We start from the raw sequence: 6000 nt of genomic DNA on the forward strand, positions 1-6000 counted from the left end.
GGCTCAGGGGGTGGGGCCGGTCTGGCAGGCCGGGCACCAGTACGTGGGGCGCTGGCGGGAGCCGTCGCCTTGCTCGGCCACCCGTACCGGGGTGCCGCAGCGCAGGCACGGGCGCGGCGCGCGGCCGTACACGTACAGGCGTCGGCCGGGGCGGGGGACGCCCGTGGTCGTACGGTCCGGGCGGTCGCGGTTGGCCTCCAGGAGCTTCTTGGCGAGTCCCGGCAGGCGGTCCGCCGTCTCGGTGGGGAGTTCGCCGACGGGCAGCCACGGGGTCACGCCGAGCAGGAAGCACAGCTCGCTCTTGTAGATGTTGCCGATGCCCGCGAGGTTGCGCTGGTCGAGGAGTGCCTCGCCGAGGGGGCGCTCCGGTGCGGCGAGCAGGTTGCGCAGGGCGCCGTCGGGGTCCCAGTCGGGGCCCAGGAGGTCGGGCCCCAGGTGGCCGACGGCGCGGTGTTCGTCGGCGGTGCGGAGCAGTTCCAGGACGGGCAGCCGGTAGCCCACGGCCGTGCGCTCGGCCGTACCGAGGATGGCGCGGATCTGGTGGGCGGGGCCGCCGCGCCAGCGTTCGTGCACGGCGAAGACCCGCCAGGCGCCGTCCATCCGCAGGTGCGAATGCAGCGTGAGGCCGCCTTCCACCCGGGTGAGGAGGTGCTTGCCGCGCGGGGTGACGTCCAGGACGGTACGGCCGGTCAGGTCGGCCGTGGCCAGCTTGGGGACGCGCAGGTCGGACCGGGTGAGGGTGTGACCGGCCAGGGCCTGGTGCAGACGCCGGGCCGTCTGGTGGACGGTGTCTCCTTCGGGCATGGGTCCAGGGTGACACTTTCTGGTGGGGGCGCTGGGGCCGGCGGGGTGCTGTGGGCGGTGCGCCCTGGCTGCGGGGTGCTGTGGGCGGTGCGCCCTGGCTGCGGGGTGCTGTGGCTGGCGGAGTGGCTTGGCTGGGGGCTGGGGGCCTCGTGGGGGTGTGCCCTGGCTGAGAGGGCGCTGTGGCTGGTGGGTGGCTCGGTCGGGCGGGGCCTGCGTACGAGGCGGGGCGGAAGGGCTCGCGGTGGGGCGGGCCGTGTACCCGGGCCGTGGCCACGCGTGCCCGGGGCTGCGTCTACCCGTCAGCCAGGGTGTACGCACCCCGTATCGGGTCCAGGTGCGGGCGGGGCCAGCCGTCGCCCCGGTGGGCGGTCAGGCGCGGAGGCGGAGGCCTCTGGGGGTGGCGTGGAAGCCCGTGTGCTCCAGGAGCGGGGCCAGGGGGGAGGTCAGGGCGGAGACGCCGTTGACGCGCTCCACCGTGACCGTGCCGAGGGCACCCGCCTTGGCCGCCGAGGCCAGCGCGCTCGCGGCCGCGTGGAGGCGCGGGTCCTGCTCCCCGGGCGGCGTATCGGGTGTCGCCCAGGCGAGGACGCTCTTGCCGCCGCGCTCCACGTACAGCGTCAGCTCACCGTCCACGAGCACCACCAGGGACCCCGCCTTGCGGCCCGGCTTGTGCCCGGCCTCGGCCGGGGGGTCCGGCCAGGGCAGCGCGGCCCCGTACGCGTTCGCGGGGTCGGCGGCCGCCAGGACGACCGCCTGGGGGTCACCGGTGTGCGCGCCGCCCGCGCGCTCGCGCGCGGTGGCCGCCGCGCGCAACCGGTCCACGGCCCCGTCCATCGCGAACTGCGCGGCGCCGAGCCCTTCCACCACGTACCCCCGGCGGGCCTGGCCGCTGTCCTCGAAGGCCGACAGGATGCGGTACGTCGCCGAGAAGCCGCCTTCGACGCCCTCGGCCGCCACCGCGCCCCGGGTGACCACGCCGTGCCGATCGAGCAGGGTGCGGGCCAGGGCGTGGGCGCGCAGGGTCGGGTCGGGCTCGCGGGCGGGCAGGAGGGACCAGCGGCCCGCGACCGTGGGAGGGCCGGTGCGCGAGGCGGGCCGGGCGGCGGCGGTGAGGGTGCCGTACCGCCCGCGCGGGACCGCGCGCTTCGCGCGGTGGGCCGTGGAACCCGCCGTGCGGCCCGAACCCAGGAGGGAGCGCAGGGGCGCCAGCGTGTCGTTGGTCAGCCGCCCTGACCAGGCCAGGTCCCAGACCGCGTCGGCGAGTTGGGGATCGGTGACCTCCGGGTGCGTGGTGGCGCGGACCTGGTCGGCGATCTGCCGGAAGAACAGGCCGTACCCCCCGGAGAGGGAGTCCAGGACGGACTGGTGGAGGGCGGTGAGCTCCAAGGGGTGCGCGGCCGGCAGGAGCAGCGGCGCGGCGTCGGCCAGGTAGAGCGAGACCCAGCCGTCCTTGCCGGGGAGCGCTCCGGCCCCGGCCCACACCACCTCGCCGGCGGCGGTCAGCTCGTCGAGCAGAGCCGGGGCATATCCCGTGACCCGGGAGGGGAGGACGAGCTTCTCGAGGGCCGACGCGGGCACCGACGCGCCCTGCAACTGCTCGATCGCGCGCACCAGGCCGTCGATGCCGCGAAGCCCGTGGCCACTCAGGTGCTGCCACTGCGGCAGGAACTGGGCCAGCGCGACCGGGGGCACCGGCTCCAGCTCCTGGCGGAGCGCGGCCAGGGAGCGGCGGCGCAGACGGCGCAGCACGGCCGCGTCGCACCACTCCTGGCCGATGCCCGCCGGGTGGAACTCGCCCTGGACGACCCGGCCGTTCGCGGCGAGGCGCTGGAGCGCGCCCTCCGTGACGGCGGCGCCCAGGCCGAAGCGGGCGGCGGCCGCGGCGGAGGTGAACGGGCCGTGCGTACGGGCGTAGCGCGCGAGGAGGTCGCCCAAGGGGTCCTTGACGGGCTCCGTGAACGCCTCGGGGACGCCGACCGGCAGCGCGGTCCCGAGGGCGTCGCGCAGGCGGCCCGCGTCCTCGATGGCCGCCCAGTGGTCGGCCCCGGCGATGCGGACGCGGATGGCGCGGCGGGTGGTCGCGAGCTCCTCGGCCCAGGAGCGCTCGGCGCCGCGCTCGGCGAGCTCGGCGTCCGTGAGCGGGCCGAGCAGGCGCAGCAGGTCGGCGACGCCCTCGGCGTCCTTGACGCGGCGTTCGTCCGTGCGCCACTGGAGCTCGCGCTCCAGCTCGGCGAGGACGTCCGCGTCGAGCAGCTCGCGCAGCTCCGCCTGGCCGAGGAGTTCGGCGAGCAGCCGGGAGTCCAGGGACAGGGCGGCCGCGCGGCGCTCGGCCAGGGGCGAGTCGCCCTCGTACAGGAACTGGGCGACGTACCCGAACAGCAGGGAGCGGGCGAAGGGGGACGGCTCGGGGGTGGTGACCTCCACGAGCCGGACGCGGCGGGACTCGATGTCGCCCATCAGCTCCGTGAGGCCCGGTACGTCGAAGACGTCCTGGAGGCACTCCCTGACCGCCTCCAGGATGATCGGGAAGGAGCCGTACTCGCTCGTCACCTCCAGGAGCTGGGCGGCGCGCTGGCGCTGCTGCCACAGGGGCGTGCGCTTGCCCGGGTTGCGGCGGGGCAGCAGCAGCGCGCGGGCGGCGCACTCGCGGAAGCGTGAGGCGAACAGGGCCGAGCCGCCCACCTGGTCGGTGACGATCTGGTTGACCTCGCCCTTGTCGAAGGTCACGTCGGCCGCGCCGACCGGGGCCTTCTCCGGGTCCGAGGCGGAGCCCGCGGTGATGTCCACCGGCTCGCGGTCGAGCAGGTCGAGCCCCATGAGGTCGGCGTCGGGCAGCCGCAGCACGATGCCGTCGTCGGCGTGCATCACCTGGGCGTCCATGCCGTACCGCTCGGTGAGGCGGGCGCCGAGCGCCAGGGACCAGGGAGCGTGCACCTGGGCGCCGAACGGCGAGTGCACGACGACCCGCCAGTCGCCCAGCTCGTCGCGGAACCGCTCCACCACGATCGTGCGGTCGTCCGGGATGTGCCCGCAGGCCTCGCGCTGCTCGGCGAGGTACGCCAGGACGTTGTCCGCGGCCCAGGTGTCGAGGCCCGCGGCGTGCAGGCGCCCGCGCGCGTCGTCCTGCGAGAGCGAGCCGATCTCGCGCAGGAAGGCGCCGACCGCCCGGCCCAGTTCGAGCGGGCGGCCCAGTTGGTCGCCCTTCCAGAACGGCAGCCGTCCGGGGACACCGGGTGCGGGGGAGACGAGCACCCGGTCGCGTGTGATGTCCTCGATGCGCCAGGAGCTGGTGCCCAGGGTGAAGACGTCGCCCACGCGCGATTCGTAGACCATCTCCTCGTCGAGCTCGCCGACCCGGCCGCCGCCCTTCTTCGGGTCGGCGCCCGCCAGGAAGACCCCGAAGAGCCCCCGGTCGGGGATCGTGCCCCCGGACGTCACCGCGAGGCGCTGCGCGCCCGGGCGGCCGGTGACGGTACCCGCGACACGGTCCCACACCACGCGCGGGCGCAGCTCCGCGAACGCGTCGGAGGGATACCGCCCGGCGAGCATGTCCAGGACGGACGTGAACGCCGACTCGGGCAGCGACGTGAAGGGCGCCGCGCGCCGGACCACGGCCAGGAGGTCGTCCGCCTGCCAGGTGTCCAGGGAGACCATCGCGACGAGCTGCTGGGCCAGCACGTCCAGCGGGTTCGAGGGGACGCGCAGCGACTCGATGGCGCCCTCCCGCATCCGCTCCGTGACGACGGCGGCCTGGACCAGGTCCCCCCGGTACTTCGGGAAGACCACTCCCGTGGAGACCGCGCCCACCTGGTGGCCGGCGCGGCCCACCCGCTGCAGCCCGGAGGCCACGGACGGGGGCGACTCGACCTGCACCACCAGGTCGACGGCGCCCATGTCGATGCCCAGCTCCAGGCTGGAGGTGGCGACCACGGCGGGCAGCCGACCCGCTTTCAGGTCCTCCTCGACCTGGGCGCGCTGCTCCTTGGACACCGATCCGTGGTGCGCGCGGGCGAGCACGGGCGGCGCGCTCTTGGCGGCGCCCGACTGGGCCATCATGTCGGCCGGGCTGTGGTCCTCCGGGAGCGGTTCGCCGGTGGCACGCTCGTACGCGATCTCGTTGAGACGGTTGCACAGGCGCTCCGCCAGGCGGCGTGAGTTGGCGAAGACGATCGTCGAGCGGTGCGCCTGCACCAGGTCGGTGATGCGCTCCTCCACGTGCGGCCAGATGGAGGGGCGCTCCGTGGCCTGGTCGGAGTCCGCCGCCGGGGAGCCACCGAGCTCCCCGAGGTCCTCGACGGGGACGACCACCGACAGGTCGAACTCCTTGCCCGACGTGGGCTGGACGACCTCCACCCTGCGCTGCGGCGACAGATAGCGGGCCACCTCGTCGACCGGGCGCACCGTCGCGGACAGGCCGATCCGGCGCGCGGGGCGCTTCAGGATCGCGTCGAGCCGCTCCAGGGTGAGCGCGAGGTGCGCGCCGCGCTTGGTGCCCGCGACCGCGTGCACCTCGTCCAGGATGACCGTCTCGATGCCCGTCAGCGCGTCCCGCGTGGCGGACGTGAGCATCAGGAACAGGGACTCCGGGGTGGTGATCAGGATGTCCGGCGGGCGGGTGGCCAGGGCGCGGCGCTCGGCCGCCGGGGTGTCGCCGGAGCGGATGCCGACCCGCACCTCGGGCTCGGGCAGGCCGAGGCGCACGGCTTCCTGCCGGATGCCCGTGAGCGGGCTGCGCAGATTGCGCTCCACGTCGACCGCGAGGGCCTTCAGCGGCGAGACGTACAGCACCCGGCAGCGTTTCTTCGGGTCCGCCGGGGGCGGGGTCGAGGCGAGCTGGTCCAGGGCGGCGAGGAACGCGGCCAGGGTCTTGCCGGAGCCGGTCGGCGCGACCACCAGCACGTCCGAGCCCTCCGCGATCGCCCGCCACGCCCCGGCCTGGGCGGACGTGGGCGCGGAGAAGGCCCCCGAGAACCAGCCGCGGGTCGCGGGGGAGAAGCCGTCGAGGGCGCCGGAGGCGCTGTCTGCGGACCTGACCATGGATCCATCGTGCACCCCGCCACTGACAATGGCGCTGAGCTGCGGGAACGACACCGCGGGTCGCCGGTCGCTGGCCGCCGACCGCCGACCGCCGACCGCCGACCGCCGACCGCCGACCGCCGACCGCCGACCGCCGACCGCCGACCGCCGACCGCCGAC

2 protein-coding genes are annotated in these 6000 nt (G+C 75.7%); both read right to left on the reverse strand.

The features are described 5' to 3' along the window. Positions 1-3: 3 nt before the first annotated feature. Positions 4-804 carry an Fpg/Nei family DNA glycosylase gene (locus IE330_RS00080; RefSeq protein ID WP_190133691.1) on the reverse strand — a complete coding sequence of 267 codons (801 nt, stop codon included), beginning with the start codon at positions 802-804 and terminating at the stop codon, positions 4-6. Between the two features lie 369 nt (positions 805-1173). After that, positions 1174-5841 carry an ATP-dependent helicase gene (locus IE330_RS00085; RefSeq protein WP_190133692.1) on the reverse strand — a complete coding sequence of 1556 codons (4668 nt, stop codon included), beginning with the start codon at positions 5839-5841 and terminating at the stop codon, positions 1174-1176. Positions 5842-6000 lie beyond the last annotated feature (159 nt).

Source organism: Streptomyces longispororuber (assembly GCF_014656095.1).
Lineage (GTDB): Bacteria > Actinomycetota > Actinomycetes > Streptomycetales > Streptomycetaceae > Streptomyces > Streptomyces longispororuber.

What these genes read in the sequence shown, in the direction of transcription:
- IE330_RS00080 (WP_190133691.1), bottom strand. Translation starts at nt 804, where the DNA reads ATGCCCGAAGGAGACACCGTCCACCAGACGGCCCGGCGTCTGCACCAG.
- IE330_RS00085 (WP_190133692.1), bottom strand. Translation starts at nt 5,841, where the DNA reads ATGGTCAGGTCCGCAGACAGCGCCTCCGGCGCCCTCGACGGCTTCTCC.